This is a genomic window from Actinomycetospora sp. TBRC 11914, assembly GCF_012933465.1.
Taxonomy (GTDB): Bacteria; Actinomycetota; Actinomycetes; order Mycobacteriales; family Pseudonocardiaceae; genus Actinomycetospora.
This window is the reverse complement of the sequence record NZ_JABBND010000028.1, coordinates 23,672-39,459: the sequence shown is the minus strand read 5'-3', so window position 1 is coordinate 39,459 and position 15,788 is coordinate 23,672. Positions and strand designations below refer to the sequence as shown.

General features: G+C 75.7%; 13 protein-coding genes. 6 read left to right on the top strand and 7 right to left on the bottom strand.

The window, feature by feature from the left end; all coding sequences use genetic code 11:
- Positions 1–20 precede the first annotated feature (20 nt).
- Positions 21–2,372: a transketolase-like TK C-terminal-containing protein gene (locus tag HH311_RS28670; RefSeq protein WP_169187138.1), complete on the top strand. Its 2,352-nt coding sequence runs from the start codon at positions 21–23 to the stop codon at positions 2,370–2,372.
- A gap of 8 nt (positions 2,373–2,380) precedes the next feature.
- Here HH311_RS28670 and HH311_RS28665 read toward each other — a convergent pair whose 3' ends face one another.
- Positions 2,381–2,677 (bottom strand): YrhK family protein, encoded by a 297-nt coding sequence (locus HH311_RS28665; RefSeq protein WP_169187163.1) that lies wholly within the window; start codon positions 2,675–2,677, stop codon positions 2,381–2,383.
- A 116-nt stretch (positions 2,678–2,793) separates the two neighbouring features.
- On the opposite strand from HH311_RS28665, the gene HH311_RS28660 reads away from it, so the two are divergent.
- Positions 2,794–3,330 (top strand): potassium channel family protein, encoded by a 537-nt coding sequence (locus HH311_RS28660; RefSeq protein ID WP_169187137.1) that lies wholly within the window; start codon positions 2,794–2,796, stop codon positions 3,328–3,330.
- A 38-nt stretch (positions 3,331–3,368) separates the two neighbouring features.
- Here the strand turns inward: HH311_RS28660 and HH311_RS31135 are convergent, their stop codons facing one another.
- From HH311_RS31135 to HH311_RS28645, 3 genes are all read right to left on the bottom strand, one after another.
- Positions 3,369–5,960 (bottom strand): LuxR C-terminal-related transcriptional regulator, encoded by a 2,592-nt coding sequence (locus HH311_RS31135; protein WP_248304337.1) that lies wholly within the window; start codon positions 5,958–5,960, stop codon positions 3,369–3,371.
- Between the two features lie 292 nt (positions 5,961–6,252).
- Entirely contained in the window at positions 6,253–7,734 is a 1,482-nt protein-coding gene (locus HH311_RS28650) for a chloride channel protein (protein ID WP_312030474.1), read from the bottom strand.
- Positions 7,735–7,739: 5 nt separating this feature from the next.
- On the bottom strand, positions 7,740–8,234 hold the full coding sequence (locus HH311_RS28645; protein ID WP_169187136.1) for a DUF1269 domain-containing protein: 495 nt from the start codon (positions 8,232–8,234) through the stop codon (positions 7,740–7,742).
- A gap of 203 nt (positions 8,235–8,437) precedes the next feature.
- Here HH311_RS28645 and HH311_RS28640 point away from each other — a divergent pair, with 203 nt between their 5' ends.
- Together HH311_RS28640 and HH311_RS28635 are read left to right on the top strand one after the other, a co-directional pair.
- Positions 8,438–8,740: a DUF3040 domain-containing protein gene (locus tag HH311_RS28640; RefSeq protein WP_169187135.1), complete on the top strand. Its 303-nt coding sequence runs from the start codon at positions 8,438–8,440 to the stop codon at positions 8,738–8,740.
- 89 nt (positions 8,741–8,829) lie between these two features.
- On the top strand, positions 8,830–9,975 hold the full coding sequence (locus tag HH311_RS28635; protein WP_169187134.1) for an MFS transporter: 1,146 nt from the start codon (positions 8,830–8,832) through the stop codon (positions 9,973–9,975).
- On the opposite strand, the gene HH311_RS28630 is transcribed toward HH311_RS28635, so the two are convergent.
- The 3 genes from HH311_RS28630 to HH311_RS28620 form a co-directional block, all read right to left on the bottom strand.
- Positions 9,963–11,039 (bottom strand): enolase C-terminal domain-like protein, encoded by a 1,077-nt coding sequence (locus HH311_RS28630; protein ID WP_169187133.1) that lies wholly within the window; start codon positions 11,037–11,039, stop codon positions 9,963–9,965. The two genes, HH311_RS28635 and HH311_RS28630, sit on opposite strands and share 13 nt — an antisense overlap.
- Positions 11,040–11,041: 2 nt before the next feature.
- Positions 11,042–12,451: a protein adenylyltransferase SelO family protein gene (locus HH311_RS28625; protein ID WP_312030473.1), complete on the bottom strand. Its 1,410-nt coding sequence runs from the start codon at positions 12,449–12,451 to the stop codon at positions 11,042–11,044.
- Between the two features lie 141 nt (positions 12,452–12,592).
- On the bottom strand, positions 12,593–14,110 hold the full coding sequence (locus tag HH311_RS28620) for an NCS1 family nucleobase:cation symporter-1 (RefSeq protein WP_169187131.1): 1,518 nt from the start codon (positions 14,108–14,110) through the stop codon (positions 12,593–12,595).
- A 135-nt stretch (positions 14,111–14,245) separates the two neighbouring features.
- On the opposite strand from HH311_RS28620, the gene HH311_RS28615 reads away from it, so the two are divergent.
- Together HH311_RS28615 and HH311_RS28610 are read left to right on the top strand one after the other, a co-directional pair.
- Positions 14,246–14,965: an aspartate/glutamate racemase family protein gene (locus tag HH311_RS28615; RefSeq protein WP_169187130.1), complete on the top strand. Its 720-nt coding sequence runs from the start codon at positions 14,246–14,248 to the stop codon at positions 14,963–14,965.
- Between the two features lie 96 nt (positions 14,966–15,061).
- Complete coding sequence (locus tag HH311_RS28610; protein ID WP_169187129.1) at positions 15,062–15,712, top strand: O-methyltransferase; 651 nt, start codon at positions 15,062–15,064, stop codon at positions 15,710–15,712.
- Positions 15,713–15,788: the final 76 nt, after the last annotated feature.

The window sequence follows — 15,788 nt, the reverse complement described above, 5'->3', positions numbered from 1 at the left end:
GTGCCGACCGAGGGGACCCGATGTCGACGACGATGCCCGCGCCCGCCGCCACCGGCGCGGAGGACCTCGAGGTGCTGCGCGCGGTGGAGGACCGGGTGCTGTGGTTGGCGACCGCGATCATCGACCACGCCAACCGGGTGCGGCCCAATCCCGGGGGGCTGAAGGTCGGGGGCCACCAGGCGTCGTCGGCGTCGATCACCTCGATCATGACCGCGCTGTGGTTCGGGGCGCTGCGCCCGGAGGACCGGGTCTCGGTCAAGCCCCACGCGAGCCCGGTGCTGCACGCGATCAACCACCTGCTCGGCCGCCTCGACGCCCGCTACCTCACGACCCTGCGGGAGAAGGGCGGCCTGCAGTCCTACCCGTCCCGCTCGAAGGACCCCGACCCGGTGGACTACTCCACCGGCTCGGTCGGCATCGGCGCGACCGCCCCGATCTGGGGGGCGATCGCCCGCCGCTACGCCCACGGGGTCGGGGCCCGCGCCGCCTCCCGCGGCGTCCTCGGGCGGCAGTTCTCGCTGGTGGGCGACGCCGAGCTGGACGAGGGCGCGGTGTGGGAGGCCGTCCTGGACCCGATGGTCCGCGAGCTCGGCGAGGTCTGCTGGGTCGTCGACTTCAATCGCCAGTCGCTCGATCGCGTCGTCCCCGACATCTCGGTCACCCGGCTGCACGGCCTGTTCGAGGCGGCCGGCTGGCAGGTCATCACCGTCAAGTACGGCCGGCTCCTCGAGGACCTCTACGCCCGCGACGGCGGGTCCGCGCTGCGGCGGCGCATCGACGGCATGACCAACCCGGAGTATCAGCGGCTGCTGCGCTGCACCCCCGAACAGCTGCGCGAGCGCGTCCCCGGCGAGGGCAGCACCTCCCACCCCGACGACCCGCAGGCGATCGCCGCGCTGCTCGCGACGATCGACGACGACGCCGTGCACGCCGCCATCCGCAACCTCGGCGGGCACGACCTGGGCGCCCTGCTCGACGCGTTCGACGCCATCGACGACACCCGCCCCACCGTGGTGTTCGCCTACACCGTCAAGGGCTACGGGCTCGCCACCCAGGGCCACCCGCAGAACCACTCCAGCCTGCTCACCGAGGCACAGATGCGGGAGCTCGCCGCCCACGTCGGCGCCGACCTCGACGACCCCTGGCGACCGCTGCCCCCCGACTCCGCGGCGGCCCGCCTCTGCCAGGAGACCGCCGCCCGCCTGGACCGCCCGCAGGACGCCGGGACGGTCACCACGCCCGAGGTGCCGACCGACGCCGGGCGCACCCCGTCGGGACACGGCACCACCCAGCAGGCCCTGGGCCGCGCGTTGCTGGACCTCACCCGCGAGGCCCCCGAGGTCGCCGCGCGGCTGGTCACCGTCGCGCCCGACGTCGCGTCCTCGACCAACCTCGGCGGCTGGCTGAACAAGGTCGGGACGTGGTCGGTGCGCGAGCGCCGCGACTGGTTCGACGACGACGCCGAGACCATCCTGCACTGGCGCGAGAAGCCCTCCGGGCGCCACATCGAGCTCGGCATCGCCGAGACCAACCTCGTCGGGCTGCTCGGCGAGCTCGGCGCCACCTGGTCACGCTGGGGCGAGCCGCTGCTCCCGATCGGGGTGCTCTACGACCCGTTCGTCTCCCGCGCCCTCGAGCCCTGGGCCTTCGGCATGTACGCCGGCGGCCAGTCGATTCTCGTCGGCACCCCGTCGGGGGTGTCCCTCGCCCCCGAGGGCGGCGCCCACCAGTCGATCACCACCCCGTCGATCGGGCTCGAGCAGCCCGGCTGCGTGGCGTTCGAGCCGGCCTTCGCCGTCGAGGTCACCTGGTGCCTGCTCGACGGGCTGGGCCGCCTCGGCCGCCCCGACGGGTCCTCCACCTACCTGCGCCTCTCGACCGCCCCGATCGACCAGTCGCTCGCCGCCGTCCCCACCGACCCGGCCGCCCGGGAACGCCGCCGCCGCGGCGTCGTCGGCGGCGGCTACCTGCTCCGCCGCAGCTCGAGCCGCCCCCAGGTCACCATCGCCGCCCAGGGGGCCACCGTCCCGGCCGCGCTCGCCGCCGCCGACCGGCTCGACGCGCTCGAGGTACCCGCCGACGTCGTCGTCGTGACCAGCGCCGACCTGCTCTTCCGCGCCCACCACGGCGACCGTGAGCGCCGGGTCCTCGACGCCGCGTTCCCCGCCGACCGGGCCGCCCCGCTGGTCACCGTCATCGACGGCCACCCCCACACGCTGGCCTTCCTCGCCGGTATCCACCGGGTCCACGCCCGCCACCTCGGCGTCACCACCTTCGGCCAGTCCTCCGACCTCGCCGGCGCCTACGCCCTCCACGGCATCGACGCCGACGGCATCGTCACCGCCGCCCTCGACGGCGCCGAAGGGGCCTGATCGACGGGTCAGGACGCCGGCGTCGTCGGGGTCGTCGGGGTCGTCGTCGGGCCGGGCGGCGTGACCGCCTCGCCCCGCGCCCGGCGGCGGGCCTCGTAGCGCACCGCGATCTCCCCCGTGACGCCGATGAGCATGCCCCAGGACGCCACCACGAACAGCCACGTCCCGGTGCGGGTCAGGGACGGGTAGAGGAAGAAGATGCTGCCCACCACGAAGGCGGCGTTGCCGAACGCGCCGACGACGAGGTGGACCCACGGGAGGTCGTGAGCGTGTCGGGCGATGTAGCGCAGGTAGAGCCAGAGCATCACGCCCGCGAGGGTGACCGGCGCACCCCGTCGCGGTCCTCACCCGTGGAGAGTGAGCGTCGAACTCATCCGGGGTGGGTGAGACCCCCTGGGACGCGGCGTGCCAGGTTCGGCGGATGAGCGGGGAGGCGCCGGGCACCGAAAGCATGTTCCCGCCGTGGGGCAAGGTCGCGGCGTCCGTCGTCCGGTCGGTGCTCAGCGTCGCGGTGCTGCTCACGCTGTACTCGGTGCTGCCGCTCGCGGCGGCCCCCATCGCGGTCGCGGTGGCGCTGCTCGTCGTCGGCCTGCTGGCGCTCGCCGCCATCGTCGTGTGGCAGTTCCTGGCGATCAGCGGCGCCCAGCACCCCGGCCTCCGGGCGGCCGAGGCGCTCGCCATCGCCGTCACGTTGTTCATCGTGCTCTTCGCGGCGACCTACCTCCGGTGGTCGGAGGGCACTCCCGGGGCGTTCTCCGAGCACCTGTCGCGCGTCGACGCGCTGTACTTCACCGTCACGGTGTTCGCGACGGTCGGCTTCGGGGACATCACCGCGCTCTCCCCCGGGGCCCGGATCGTGGTCACCCTGCAGATGGTGGGCGACCTGCTGCTCCTCGGGCTCGTCGTGAACGCGATGCTCACGACGGCCCGCCGTGCCCGCGCCGCCCGGCAGGGGTGAGGGAGCGCCTCACCCGCACCGGACGAGCGGCCCGGTCCTCACGCCGAGTGGGTCAGCAGGCCGGCGCGTCGGGCGAGGGTCACGGCGTCCCGCCGGCCCCCGGCGCCCAGCTTGTGGTAGATCGCTCGCTGGTGGGTCTTGACCGTGTTCGTCGAGACGGCCAGGTCCTCGGCGATCTCGGCGGCCGAGCGCGTCGTGGGCAGGAGGGCCAGGACCTCCCGCTCCCGGTCGGTCAGCGCCACCCAGCCGGCCGTGGGCTGCACCCGCGCCCCCGAGAGCACCCGGCCGACGTGGCCCTCGTGCTCGCCGAACATGCCGCGCCGGGCGGCGAGGTAGTGGTGCAGCGCCGGGCTCGCCTGCAGCAGCGGACGCAGCAGCGCCTGCTCCCCCGCGACGTCGAGGGCCGCGAGCATCCGCTGCCGCGCGAGCGGCATCTGCCGGCGGGCGAGGGCGATCTCGGTGTCGAGCACCCAGGCCTGCACGGTGGCGAGCCCCGTGACGGTGCACGGGTGGGTCCGGTCGAGCACGGGCCCCAGGAACCGGCGGGCCTCGGCGTCCTGGTCCGCCGCCCAGGCGTCCCGGGCCCGCAGGACCGCGAGGTCGCCCGTGCCCTCGAGCCGGTGCCGGACGGCGTGGGTCACCTCGCCGGCGTCGCGCACCCGCCCGCGTGCCAGGGCCAGGTCCTGGTCGAGCAGCGCGGCGACGGCCAGGGCCGCCCGGCCCTCGGCGTCCGCCGGCGCCGCGGCGTCGGGGCGGCGCAGCCCGTCCGGCATCGCGCTGCCCGCGTCGTGCTCCGCCGCCCGCCGGACCGCGGCGAGGACCTCCGGGGCCGGGCTGCGGCCGCCGGTCCGGGCGACGTCGGCGAGGGCCTCGTCCGGGCGGCCGGCCAGCAGGTGCACCACGGCCTGGACGAGCAGCGCCGCGGCCGCCCAGGGCGTCCGGTCGCCGCCGTGGCGGGCCGCGAGATCGAGCGCGGCGGCCGCGTGGGTGCCCGCGTCGCGCGGCCGGTGCCCGTACACGGCCGCGAGCCCGAGGACCGTCCGCGCCTGCAGGACCAGCAGCGGCCGGTCGCGGTCCTCGGTGGCGGCGAGGGCCTGCGCGGCGTCGCGTCGGGCCTGCTCGGGGTCGACCCCGGCGAGCGCGAGGCCCCGGTTCACCAGCGCGAGGGCCCGCAGCGGCGCGACGTCCACCGACTCCGGGCGGATCCCCCGGGCGAGGTCGCGCGCCCGGCCCCGCTCGTCGCGGGCCAGGGCGAGACGGACCCCGACGATGCTCGCCAGCACGGTCGACTCGTGCGTCCCGTCCGCGGGCTCCGGGCCGAGGGCCGCCACGAGCGCACCGGCGTGCTCGACGTCGCCGTCCTCGAGGGCGGCCAGCGCGAGGGCCAGCCGGGCGCGGACGTCCTCGCCCCGCGCCTCGACCAGCCGCCCGGGCTCGCGCAGCGCGGCGAAGCGGCCCGACGCCAGCAGCTCGACGGCGTCGTCGCGCAGCAGCGCCTCGGTGCCGGCGACGTCGCCGGCGAGCGCCGCGAAGTGCACCGCGGCGGCGGTGTCGTCGTCCGCCTCGTACCAGGCCGCGGCGCGGTGGTACATCGCGCGGAGCCGCTCCGGGTGCTCGCGGCGGAGCCGGGCGAGCAGGTGGGAGCACAGCAGCTCGTGGACCCGGTAGCGCTCCCGGTGCCGGTCGGTGGCCGTGACCAGGGCGGTGGTGGCGTCCAGCCGGGCCAGCACGTCGCCCGCGTGGGCGTCGCCGGTGAGCGTCGTGGCGAGGTCCACGGCGACGGGGCCGCAGGCGCTGGCGGCCTCCAGAGCCCGGCGCTCCTCGCCGTCGAGGCGGTCGAGCACCTCGTCGGTGAGGTAGTCGGCCACCGAGCGGTCATCGCCGGCGAAGGCGGCGACGACGCCCGCGCGGTCGGGCGCCGACCGCAGGGACAGCGCGACGAGCCGCAGGGCGGCGACCCAGCCCTCGGTGCGGTCCACCAGGGTCTGCACCTGCTCGGGCGCCAGGTCCACCGCGGCCGCCTCGAAGAGCCGCGTCGCCTCCTCGACGTCGAACATCAGCCGCTGGGCCCGCAGCTCGGTGAGGCGGCCCTGGAGGCGGAGCCGGTCGACCCCGACGGGGGCGTCGAACCGGCTGCAGAGCACCAGGGTCACCCCGGGCAGCGGGTAGCGGACCAGCGCGTGCAGGCCCCGTTCGGCGGGGTGGCCCACGATCTCGTGGACGTCGTCGAGGACCAGCCGGATCGGGCCTGGTAGGCGGTCGAGGCCGTCGAGGACGGCCGCCGTGACCACGTCCGGCCCGTCGTCGTCCGGTCCCGGGGGCGGCACCCGCCGCAGCGGGCTGTCCTCGGGGACACCGTCGCACGTGGCGAGCGCGCCGAGGACGCAGTCCCACCACGCGGCGTGGCCACGGTCGCCGGTGTCGAGGGAGACCCAGGCCGTCGGGACGCCCGGGGTACTGCGCACCCAGTCGGCCACCGCGACGGTCTTGCCGTATCCCACGGGGGCGCTGACGAGCACGACCCGCCCGAGCTCGTCCGGGGCACCGTACTCCTCGAGCAGGGCGCGGACCCCGGCCCGCTCCACCAGCTGCGACGGGGGCGGGGGCACGGCGGTCTTGGAGTGCCGCATGATCACCTCGGGAACTGTGGAGTCAATTCCGGGGGTCCAGTCTGCCGTCGGATCGACCGGCGGAGCCAGCACACGGTGACCGTCGAGGAGGAGCGGCGGCCGAAGTTACCCCACATGCCCCGGCATGCTGGCCTGCCCGGCGACGCGCAGTAGTGACCAAGGTCCCGCGCCGCACGGGCCCATCGGGTCACCCGCGGCGGATGACGCTCCGCGCCCTCCTGGCGTGCCTGCACTCCCTCGGCGTCCAGGTGTCTCGCTGCGGGCCGCGCCGAACTGAGGCGTCGGGGCGGCGTCAGCCCTCCCGCGCCTCGGCGCCCGCCGCCGGAGCCGGTGCCGGTGTCGGTGCCGGTGCCGGTGCCGGGCGCAGCCAGGCGGCGCCGACGTGCGCGACGACGACGGCCACGATGACGAGCGGGGTCACGGCGAGGCCGTCGGCGCCCAGGAGCAGGACCGCGAGCAGCACCGCGGTCAGCGGGAGGCGCAGCATCACCGCGCACATCGCCCCGATGCCCATCGCCACCGCCGGGACCAGGGACAGGCCCGGGAGCCCCGAGAGCGCGAGCCCGCCGGCCGCTCCCAGGAACAGCGACGGGAACACCGGACCGCCGCGGAAGGCGGACATCGACACCGAGTAGCCCAGGGCCTTGCACGCGAGCAGGACGACGAGCGCACCGACCCCGTACGAGGGCGCGTCGGTCAACAGCCGCGGGAGCGCGTCCTGGCCGGAGAACAGGACGTCGGCCACCGGGTGTGCGGTGACCGTCGTGTACAGGACGGCCAGCCCGGCCACGACGAGCCCGGCGACGACCGTGAGGAGCAGCGCGGAGCGTGCCACCACGGCGCGCAGCCGGCGGGCAAGGACGCCGATGCCGCTGCCGAGGAGCGCCGCGGCCAGGCCGATCCCGACGGCCCAGCCGAACTGGGCCAGGTCGGGATGCACGAACGGCGGGAGCCCGGGCAGGGCGAGCGAGAAGGTGCCCAGGCCGGTCAGGACGCCCAGGCCCAGGAAGACCAGCGACCCGATGCCCGCGGCGAGCAGGCCCGGGACCAGCACGAGGCTCAGCATCGCGCCGCCGAGCCCCGCGGACTCCATGAGCAGGAACGCCCCGAGCAGCGGGGAACCCAGCAGGGTGCTGATGGCGGCGAAGCTCCCGGCGCTCGCCACCACGGCCAGGGAGCGCTGCGGGGGTGACTGCCGGGCGGCCCGGACCGCGAGCAGCGCGAGGCCGCCGCCGATCGCGATCAGCGGTGCCTCCGGCCCGAGCACGGCGCCGAAGACGAGGGTCCCGGCGGCGGCCAGCACCACCCCGGGCAGCTCCCGGGCGGTCGGGGCCGGGTGGTGGCCGAAGCCGTCCGCCGGGGAGGCACCCCCGTGTCCGGGCAGGTAGCGGATGGCCGCGCCGACGACGAGGCCGCCCACGGCGAGCAGCGGGAACGGCCACCACAGCGGGTCGGGGCCCAGCCCCAGGGCGACGGGCAGGTCGGCGAAGAGCACCCGCTGCAGGGCGGTGACCGCGACCAGGAAGCCGTAGGACGCGGCCGAGATCGGCACGCCGAGCAGCGCGGCGAGCGCGAGCAGGCGCAGGTAGGCCGGGGAGCGCAGCACCGCGGCGACGTCGGCGTCCGACGGGGGCCCGGCGGGCGCCGCGTGCCCCGCGGGCCGCGGAGCGGGATCCGCGGCCCGCGGGGCGCTCCCCGCGACTCCCGTCCCGTCGGCGGTCCCGGCCGCCCCCGGGCCCGACCCGCCCCGCAGCCCGCGGCCGGGATCCCCCACCGCGCTCAGGCCTCGGTGTCGGCGAAGACCTCGCGGAGCCGCGCCTCCTGCTCGCCGCTGAGGTTGGTCCGCAGCAGCTCGGCCTGGCTCCCCTCGAACGCGGCGGCGACCTTGTCGAAGACCGCGTCGTGGGTGAGCGCGAACAGCGCGGAGGTGCCCGGGGTGACCTTGGCCCGCACCTCGGCGATGAAGTCGTCGTCGATCCCGACGTCGCGCAACGACGCCGAGAGCGCGCCGGCCGCCGCGCCGACGAGCACGCCCAGCAGCGGTACGAAGAAGATCAGCCCGAACAGCAGACCCCAGAAGCTGCCGCCGAGGGCCCCGACGCCGGTGAGGTTGTGCATCTGCCGCGTCTTCGGCTTCGAGCGCCCCTCCGGCCAGGTGACCACGGCACCGTCGTCGACCTTGATGAGCTCCTCCTTCTGGAGGCGCTCGAGGGTCGCCAGCGCGTCCTCGGCGCCGGTGACGGTGGGGAACTTCCAGGCGGTCAGGGTGGGCATACGTCCTCCAGGCTCCTCGGGCGCCGCCGACCGGGGTCCGGTCGCGGTGCTGTGCCACCGAGCGTGGGTCGGCGGGCCCGCCCCGGGCATCACCCGCGACGGACGACCTTCCCCGACCTCACCCCCCGCGGGTGACCCGCGACCGCCGCACGCGGGCGGACGATGGCCGCGGGCCGGGGAGGGAGCCGAGGAAGGAGCCGACGATGCCTCTCGACGACGAGGAACGGTCGGTGCTCGACGAGACGGAACGTTCCCTGGCCGAGCACGACCCGGGTCTGGCGCGCCGGCTGCGCGACGGGTGGCGGCACGAGCGGCGGCGGCGGCGCGGCGTGCTGGTCACCGTCAGCGCCCTCGTGCTGTTCGTCGGGCTGCTCTGGCTCGACCTCCCGTGGCAGGCCTTCCTCATCGCCGCGCTCGCCGTCGCGGTGGTCGTCGTCGCCGACTGGTGGCCCGTCCGGGAGATCGGCGCGGTGCTGCGCGACCACGACCGGAAGGGGCTCCGCTGACGGGCGGGTGGCCCGCGTCGCCCGACCGGTGACGGTGCGCCCCACACGAGGTCGTCGCGCCTCCGCGGGCGGTGACGGATGATCAGGCGGTGCAGCCCGCAGAGAGGCGCCTGGCGGCCGCCGGCGCCGCGGTGGTCGGCGTGGCGTTCGGGATGGCCCGGTTCACCTTCGGGCTCACCCTCCCCGCTCTGCGCCACGATCCCTCGCTCTCGGCCACCGGACTCCCCGACCCCGTGCTGGGGGCCATCGCGGGCGGCACGTTCGCCGGGTTCCTGGTGGGCATCGTCGGGGCCCCGCTGCTCGCCGCCCGCCGTGGTCCGCGGGCCCCGACCACGCTCGGCGGCGTCTGCGGGGCGCTCGGCGCGCTGCTGGTGACCGTCGCCGGCTCCCCGGGACTGCTGGCCGTGGGCGCGGTGCTCGCCGGCAGCGCGGCGGGCTGGGTCTGGGCGCCCTACTCCGACCTGGCCGCGGCGCTGGCGCGCCCGGCCGTCCGCCCGGGCCTGGTGTCGGCGATCAGCACCGGGACCTCCGGCGGCCTCGTGCTCACCGGGGTGGTGGCGATCCTCGCGGGCGACGGGTGGCGCGCGGTGTGGGCGACCGTGGCCCTGGCGTCGGTGGCCGCGGCGGTGCTGAACCTCGCCTGGGTGCCCCGGGTCGAGCGCCCCGCCGAGCGTCACCGCCGGCCGCTGCCGTGGGCGGGGCTCGCCCTCCCGGCGGGGTTCGCGGTCGTCTACCAGGCGGCGGTCGCGCTCGGCTTCACCTACGCCGCCGACGTCGCCCGCGCCGCCGGCCTGGCCGCTGACGCCCGCCCGGTGCTCTTCGTGATCATCGGGGTGGTCGGCCTCACCGGGCTCGCCACGGGGCTGCTGGCCGCGCGGCTGGGCGCCGGCCGGGTCGCGGCCGGCTGCCTGGTGGTCCTCGGGGTCTCGCTCGGGCTGTTCGCCGTGGGCGCGCGGTCGGTCGTGCTCGTCCTGCTGGGTGCGGCCGTGTTCGCCGTCGTCTACCTGGTCGGCGCGGCGGTGCTGGCGGTGTGGACCGCGGAGGTGGCCCCGGCCGACCCGGGACGGGCGCTCTCGGTCGCCATGGTGGTGGGTGCGGTCGGGGCGATCGTCTCCCCGGTCGTCGTCGGGAGCCTGATCCCGGTCCTCGGACTGCCGCTGCTGCTCGCGGTGGCCGGCGGTGCCACCCTCGTCCTCGGGGTGGGGGTGGCGCTGGTGCCGGGTCAGGCCCGGTGACGGTCGACGGCGTCCTCGTCCCAGTCCACGCCGCTGCCCGGCTCGTCGGGCAGGACCACCGCTCCGTCGACGACGCGGGCCGGGCGGCGCAGCACCCCGGCGGCGACGTCGAGGTACTCGAGGAGGAACGCGCCCGGCGTCACCGCGAGCAGCGCGGCGCTGACCTCGGGCCAGAAGTGGCTCGAGACCGGCCGTCCGGCGGCGTGGGCCAGCGGCGCCGCGCGCAGCCAGCCGGTGATCCCGCCGATCCGGGCCACGTCGAGCATCGCGTGGTCACCCGCGTCGGCCCGCAGGCCCGCCGCCATCTCGTCGGCGCCCCACCAGCTCTCGCCGAGCTGGATCGGGGTGGACACGGCGGCGCGGATCCGGGCGTGGCCGGCGGCGTCGTCGGCGCGCGTCGGCTCCTCGACCCACAGCAGGTGCTCGTCGGCCAGGGAGTGGACGCGCCGGATCGCCTCGGGCACCGGGAGCGTCTGGTTGTAGTCGACGGCGATCTCGGCGTCGGGCCCGACCGCCTCGCGCAGCGCGGCGATCACCTCGCGGTCACGCGCGAGCCCGGCCGCCCCGACCTTGACCTTGTAGGCGCCGAAGCCGAGCCGGGCGAGCCCGGTCGCCTCGGCCCGGACGTCGTCGGGCGCCATCGAGCGCAGGCTGCCGTAGGCGCGGACGGGCCGCGGCTCGGCGCCGAGCAGCCGGACCAGCGGCAGCGCCACGCGCCGGGCCAGGGCGTCCCAGCAGGCCATGTCGATCCCGGCGATCGCCATGGTCGCCAGGCCCTGCGGGCGCAGCAGCCGCAGCCGGGCGCGCAGGTCCGCCTCGACCGCCCGAGGTGCGGCCGGGGTCCCGACGACGGCGGCCCCGAGCTCGGTGACCAGGCTGGTCAGGGCCGGGAGCACCGTCGGGGTGTAGCAGAACAGGTAGGCGTGCCCGACGACGTCGTCGGACGTCGTCACGTCGACCAGGACCAGCGGCGCGTTCGGCACCTCGCCGCTCGCGGTCTGCACCGGCGGGTCGAGCGGGGCGAGGACGGCCCGGGCGCGGACACCGCGGACGGTGGCGCCCACCGTCACGTCCCGCAGTAGGTGACGAACGGCCCGGTGCCCGGCTCGGTGTAGCGCTCCAGCCCGGGACGCTCCGTGAAGGGCGCGCGCACGACGTCGAGGATCCGTTCGAAGGGCGCGAGGTCACCCCGCTCGGCCGCGGTGAGGGCCTCGTCGACGAGGTGGTTGCGCGGGATGTACACCGGGTTGACGCGGTCGGGGTCGGCCTCCGGGTCGCGCGCGGCCTCCCGGCGGGCGGCCCAGGCGTCGAAGGCGTCGCGGTCGAGGAAGAGGTCCCGGGCCGTCCCGCGCGGGAGGGCGCGGAAGAAGGTCGTCCAGTCGACCTGCTGGGCGTGGAGGAGGGCGAGCAGGTCGGTGACCAGGGACTCGTCGGGCTCGCGGAGGCCCAGCTTCGCGGCCATGCCGGCGCCGTAGTGGGCGTCGTAGCGCGCGGCGAAGCCCTCCAGCACGGCGCTGGCGGCCGCGATCGCGGCGTCGGTGTCGTCGTCGATCAGCGGCAGCAGGGCCTCGGCCAGCCGGGCGAGGTTCCAGCGGACGACCGGGGGCTGGTGCCCGTAGGCGTAGCGCCCGGCGTGGTCGATCGAGCTGAAGACCGTGTCCGGGTCGAACCGGTCCATGAACGCGCAGGGCCCGTAGTCGATCGTCTCGCCGGAGATCGTCGTGTTGTCGGTGTTCATCACGCCGTGGACGAACCCGACGAGCATCCACTGCGCCACGAGCGCGGCCTGCGCCTCGACCACCGCGCGGAAGAACTCGAGGTAGGGCTGCTCGGCGTCGCGGGCGTGGGGGTGGTGGCGGGCGATGGCGTGGTCGGCGAGGGCGCGGAGCTGGTCGCGGTCACCGTTGACCGCCGCGTACTGGAAGGTGCCGACCCGCAGGTGGCTCGACGCGACCCGCGCGAGCACGGCGCCGGGCAGCGGCCCGGTGTCGCGCGGCACCCGCTCCCCGGTGGTGCTGACGGCGAGGCCCCGGCTGGTCGGGATTCCCAGGGCGTGCATCGCCGTCCCCATCAGGTACTCGCGCAGCATCGGGCCCAGCGCCGCCTTGCCGTCGCCGCCCCGGGCGAACGGGGTGCGCCCGGAGCCCTTGAGGTGCAGGTCGTGGCGCGAGCCGTCGGGCGCCACGACCTCGCCCACCAGCAGCGCGCGGCCGTCGCCGAGCCGCGGCTGGTACATCCCGAACTGGTGCCCGGAATAGGCCTGCGCGACGGTGCGGACGCCCTCGGGCACGCGCCCCACCAGCAGGCCCGAGGTGCGCAGCGCCTCGGGGTCGAAGCCCAGGTCGCGCGCGAGGTCGTCGTCGAGCACGACTACCTGCGGGTCCGGGGCCTGGGCGGCGGTGAAGGGCACGACGAGCCCGGGCACGGCCCGGGCGTAGGTGTCCTCGAGCGCGGGGATTCCGACTGCCGTACTCACGCCGCCGACCGTACCCGGCACGCTTGCGCGCTTCCCACCATCCGAGTCGACTCTCCACATGGTGGGACGAGGTGCCCTTCGGGCAGGTGAGCAGAAAGTGTCGGTATACCGACACTTTCTGCTCACGGGCGCGGAGCGCACCTAGCGCCGGCTCAGCCCCCAGTGCAGCAGGAACGCGACGCCCGCCCCGAGGAACCACGAGAACGCGGCGACGTCGGACGACCCGAGCAGCACCAGCAGCATCGCGAGCACCGCGCCGACCGCCGTCGCCGCGATCGCGATCGGGTTGTAGCCGCCGCGGAAGTGGTACTTGCCGGTCGGCGAGAGGGTGTACATCTCGTCGACGTCGATCCGCTGGCGCTTCACGAGGAAGTAGTCGGCGATGAGCACCCCGTAGAGCGGGCCGATGAAGGCGCCGAGGGTGTCGAGCGTGTAGTGGATGACGTCGGGGCTCGAGTACAGGTTCCACGGCGTGAGCAGCACCGACCCGATCGCCGCGATCATGCCGCCCATCCGCCAGCTGATGCGTCGCGGGTTGACGTTGGAGAAGTCGAACGCCGGCGACACGAAGTTCGCCACGATGTTGATGCCGATCGTCGCGATCATGAACGTCAGCGCGCCGAGCACCACCGCGGTCGTCGAGTCGAGCCGGGCCACGGTCTGCACCGGGTCGTCGATCAGCTCGCCGAACACCGGCTTCGTCGCCGCGGCCGTGATCACCACGAGCAGCGCGAACACCAGGAAGTTCACCGGCAGGCCGAGGAAGTTGCCCCGCTTGACCGCGGCGAAGCTCCGGCCGTACCGGGAGAAGTCGCCGTAGTTGAGCATCGGGCCGGAGAAGTAGGAGACGACGAGCGCGATGGCGGTCAGCATCACCGGCACCACCGCCCAGCCGGTGATCACGTGGTCGGACAGGTTGAGGTCGATGTTCGACCACCCGGCCTGGAACACCAGGTAGCCGGCCAGCAGGAACATGACGACGTAGACGGCCGGGCCGCAGAAGTCGACGAAGCGCCGGATGGCCTCCATGCCCTTCCAGAAGACGAGGGCCTGCAGCACCCACATCAGCGCGAACGCCACCCAGCCGACGGCCGAGAGCCCGGTGAACCCGTGGGTGTCCGCGTCGGCGTAGGGGGCGAGCCCGGGCCAGAGCTTGAGGGCGACGACGACGAGCGAGGCCGACGCCAGGTAGGTCTGGATGCCGTACCAGGCGACGGCGATGAGCCCGCGGATGATCGCGGGGACGTTGGCGCCGAGCACCCCGAACGCCGAGCGGCACACGACCGGGTACGGCGTGCCGGTGGCCTGCGACGGCCGCGCCACGAGGTTGCAGAGCAGGTAGACGATCCCGATGCCGATCAGCAGCGCCACCAGCACCTGCCACGCGACGAGCCCGAGCGCGAACAGCGACCCGGCCGTCAGGTAGCCGCCCACCGAGTGGACGTCGGACATCCAGAACGCGAAGAAGTTGTACGACGACCAGGTCTGTTCCCGGAGCGGCGCGAGGTCCTCGTTGGTCAGCCGCGGGTCGTAGCCCGGCTTCACGGCGCCGGCGCCGATGGGGTGCCCGGCGGCCTCGACGAGGTCGTCGTGCCCGGCCGTGAGGCCCTTCCCGCGCGGTGCCGCGCCCTCGCCCGACGGGGTCAGCTGATCGGTCATGTGCGCGCCCTCCGTGCCGGTGGCCATCCCGGAGCAGACGGTCCGGCGCCGTCACCCACACGCGCCAGATCCCGAAGGGTCTGTTAACGGGATCCTCACACGCGGAACGCGCGCGCAACGGCGAGGCTGGGGCTCGTGCGGATCCTCCTGGTCAACGTCAACACCACCGACGCCGTCACCACCGGGATCGTCGAGCAGGCCGCCGCCGTCGCCGCTCCCGGGACCGAGGTCGTCGGGCTGACCCCACGGGTCGGGGCCGAGTCGGTCGAGGGGAACCTCGAGAGCCACCTGGCCGCCCTCGGGGTGCTCGACGCCGTCCTGCGCCACGACGGCCCCTACGACGCCGTGGTCCAGGCCGGGTTCGGGGAGCACGGGCGGGAGGCGCTGCAGGAGGTGCTCGACGTCCCGGTCGTCGACATCACCGACGCGGCCGCGTCGACGGCGATGTACCTGGGGCGGCGCTACGCGGTGGTGACCTCGCTCGACCGCACCGTCCCGCTCATCGAGGACCGGCTGCTGCTCGCGGGGCTCGCCGCGCACTGCGCCGCGGTGCGGGCGTCCGGGCTGGGGGTGCTGGAGCTCGAGCGCGAGCCGGTCCGCGCGGTGGAGGCCATCGCGGGGCAGGCGGCCGAGGCGGTCGCCCGCGACGGCGCCGAGGTGGTCGTGCTCGGGTGCGGCGGCATGGCCGGGCTGGCCGAGGCGGTCCGCGCGCGGGCGGGCGTGCCCGTGGTCGACGGGGTCCCCGCCGCCGTCACGGTGGCCGAGTCCCTGGTGCGGCTGGGCCTCACCACCTCGAAGGTGCGGACCTACGCGCCGCCCCGGCCCAAGCCGATCACCGGCTGGCCGTTCCCGTGAGTGGGCCGCCGAGGGGCACGGTGCGCAGCCTGGCCGGCGCTCCGGGCTGCCCCACGTCCTGATGATCACCCGCAGCGGACGGGCACGATGGGGACCATGGCCGACGCGAGCGAGGTGGACGCGTACTTCGAGACGACGCTGGGGATCGGTGACCCGCTCCTCGACCGCGCCCGGGAACGGGCCCGCGCCGGTGGCCTCCCCGACATCGCCGTCTCCCCGCTGCAGGGCGCGTTCCTCGCGCTGCTGGTGCGGCTCACCGGGGCGCGGCGGGTGCTGGAGGTCGGGACGCTCGGCGGCTACTCGGGCACGGTGATGGCCCGGGCGCTCCCCGACGACGGTGCCCTGGTCACGCTCGAGGTCGACCCGCACCACGCCGAGGTGGCCCGCGCGGTGTTCGACGAGGCCGGGGTGGCCGGGAAGGTCGACGTCGTCGTGGGTCGCGCCGCCGACACCCTGCCCGGGCTCGAGGGCCCCTTCGACCTCGTGTTCATCGACGCCGACAAGCCCTCGAACCCGGCCTACGTCCGGGCCGCCGTCGACCTCTCCCGCGCGGGCACGGTGATCGTCGTCGACAACGTCGTCCGGGGAGGTGCGGTGGCCGATCCCGGCGACACCTCGCCCGCCGTCACCGGTTCCCGCGAGGTCACCGAGCTGATCGCCGCCGAACCCCGGCTCGAGGCGACCGCGCTGCAGACCGTCGGCGCCAAGGGCTGGGACGGGTTCCTGCTCGCCCGCGTCGTCGGGTGAGCCCCGCGGGACCGCCCGACCTGAGACACCGCTCCACGGCCCGGATAGGCCGTTCGTCGTATGTCCGTGCGCCGTG